This is a genomic window from Kribbella albertanoniae (assembly GCF_004348455.1).
Classification (GTDB): domain Bacteria; phylum Actinomycetota; class Actinomycetes; order Propionibacteriales; family Kribbellaceae; genus Kribbella; species Kribbella albertanoniae.
In genome coordinates, this window is record NZ_SMKA01000477.1 from 1 (window position 1) to 2,633 (window position 2,633).

The window sequence follows — 2,633 nt, forward strand, 5'->3', positions numbered from 1 at the left end:
CCCTCCAACGGCACCTTCATCGACCCCGACGCAGCCCCCGGCCTCGCGCTCCACGTCCACCACCCAGGCGAGCCGTTGCAGACCTTCTACCGCTTCCCGTGACAACGAATTCCGAAAATGCCAGCATGACGGTATGACGAATTATCTGGGCTCCGGCGCCTATCGTTATGCGAATTCCCTGGCAATGATCATTCGCGACGTACCGATGACAGCGATCGAGGTGCTGACCGGCTCGCCGTTCGGGGCCCAGATCGAGGACACCGGCCTGCCCTGGTTCGACCCGCCCGGCTGGCAGCCCGACCTGGGCCTCGACCGAGCCATCTCGTTGCTTGGCTGGACCTGCGACCGGACATCCGGCGGGTCAGCCGATGAGGCCTTGGCGAGACTCCGATCGAGCTGCCCGGCGCTCGTCGGTCCGGTCGACATCGGGCTGCTCACACACCAGCCGTGGTCGCCGGGCAAAGCCGTCGGCGGTGACCATTGGGTGGTGGTCGTCGAGGTCACCGACGACTCGGTCGTCTTCCATGATCCCGACGGGTTTCCCTATGCCACGCTACCGATTCCGCAGTTTCTCGAAGCCTGGCGAGCCGACGAGATCACCTCGGTGGAGGGCTCCTACATCCTCCGCACCTCCTTCGAACGCCAGCGCCAGGTTTCCGTCGAGGACGCCCTCCGCGCGTCCCTCCCCTACGCTCGCGATTGGCTGTCGCGCGATTCTCAGCAAGCTGTCGAACAGATGGCCGCTCAGCTCGCCGCCGAGGACGACGGAATCCGAGGGCATCTGGCCGGTCTCGCGGGACCTGCCGGCGTACGCCGCCTGAACGACGCCGCGATCTGGCTGGACGCCATCGATCAAGCCGAGGCTGCAAGTGTCGCTGTCAATTTGTCGCGTGAACTCGGCAGTTTGCAATTCGCACTCACGTCGCGGCAATTCACCCGGGCTGCTGACATTCTGACCGGGCTCGCACCTGGTTATCCGAAACTCCGAGCGGCACTGGCTTGACCTCAACTTAACTTGAAGGTTGATGCTCGTCGGCATGACATCAACCAACGTTGAGGTTGTTCGCGCCGGGCGGCGGGAATGGGTCGGGCTGGGAGTGCTGGCGCTGCCGGCCCTGCTCGCGTCACTCGAGCTGACCGTGACCCATCTCGCCCTGCCCTCGATCGCGGCCGACCTGCATCCCAGCGGATCCGAGCTGCTCTGGATCGTCGACGTCTACGCCTTCCTGCTCGCGGGCTCGCTGATCACGATGGGCACACTCGGCGACCGGATCGGGCGCCGCCGCCTGCTGCTCGGCGGCGCTGCCCTGTACGGCGTCGCCTCCGTGCTGGCCGCATTCGCCACCGGACCCGCCGTACTGATCGCCGCCCGAGCTCTGATGGGTATCGCCGGTTCCACGCTGATGCCTTCGGTCATCGCGTTGGTCGCGGCCATGTTCAAGAACCCGGGCCAACGCAGCGTCGCGATCGGGATCGTCGTCGCCAGCGTCTCGGGCGGAACGGCGATCGGGCCCCTCGTCGGCGGCTGGCTGCTCGACAGCTTCCACTGGGGAGCGGTCTTCCTGATCGGGCTGCCGGTCATGGTCGCGCTGCTCATCGCAGGTCCGCGTCTGCTGCCGGAGTACCGCGCTCCTGGCCGCAAGCGACTCGACCTGCTGAGTGCAGCGCTTTCGATGGGCGCGATCCTGCCGATCGTCTACGGCCTCAAGCAGTTGGCCGCGGACGGATTCGCCTGGCCGTGGCTGATCGCTGTTGCCGGTGGAGTGATTGTCGGTGTCGTGTTCGTGGTCCGGCAGCGCCGACTGGCCGATCCGATGATCGACCTGCGCCTGTTCACGAACCGCGTCTTCAGTACGGCGTCGATCGCGCTGGCGCTGGCGATCTTCGTTCTCTGGGCGGTCAACTACGGGATCGCCCAGTTCCTGCAGCTCGTCCACGGCCTCGATCCCCTGACGGCCGGGCTCTGGACGGCTCCCTCCGCAGTCGGCACGATCGCAGGCTCGCTGCTGGCGCCCCGATTCGCCCGCCGAGTTTCCCCCGGCACGGTCATCGCCGGCGGACTCACACTCGCCGCGGCAGGCTTCGCCGTACTGGTGGCAACCGGCCCACTCGCGCTGCTCGTGACCGGTTCGATCATCATCTCGGCCGGCCTCGCTCCGACCATGGCACTCGCCACCGACCTCATCATCGGCGCCGCCCCCACCGAACGAGCCGGTACCGCCGCCGCCATCGCCTCCACCGCACCCCAACTAGGTGGCGCACTGGGCATCGCCCTGCTCGGCAGCCTCATCACCATCACCTACCGCCACCAAACCGGCGCGGCCGACCTCACCCGCGAGGCCCTCTCCGCAGCACCCGCCCGCGAAGCCTTCACCAACGCCTTCCACCTCTCAGCCACCGTCAGCGCCGCCCTCCTCCTCATCACCGCAGCCCTGACCACCCGCCACCTACGCACCCCCAACGCCGACCAGCCGGTACGACGTTGAGCACGGTTCAACCACGTACGCGCCCCGCAGGTGGTCGATGCGTGCTCAAGGTGCGCCGGCCGCCCGACCTTGAGCACCGTTCAACCGTTCTGGCGGGTGTCAGACGGTTGGTAGGTGCTCAAGGTGACCGCCGCCCCGCGATCGCCC

The 2,633-nt window shown here is 67.4% G+C and carries 2 protein-coding genes; both read left to right on the forward strand.

Translation table 11 applies throughout. From position 1 onward, the window contains the following. The first annotated feature begins 133 nt into the window (after window positions 1–133). Window positions 134–1,003 carry a hypothetical protein gene (locus E1261_RS44235; protein ID WP_132416285.1) on the forward strand — a complete coding sequence of 290 codons (870 nt, stop codon included), beginning with the start codon at window positions 134–136 and terminating at the stop codon, window positions 1,001–1,003. A 34-nt stretch (window positions 1,004–1,037) separates the two neighbouring features. Then, window positions 1,038–2,486 (forward strand): MFS transporter, encoded by a 1,449-nt coding sequence (locus E1261_RS44240; RefSeq protein ID WP_132416287.1) that lies wholly within the window; start codon window positions 1,038–1,040, stop codon window positions 2,484–2,486. The last annotated feature ends 147 nt before the right edge of the window (window positions 2,487–2,633 follow it).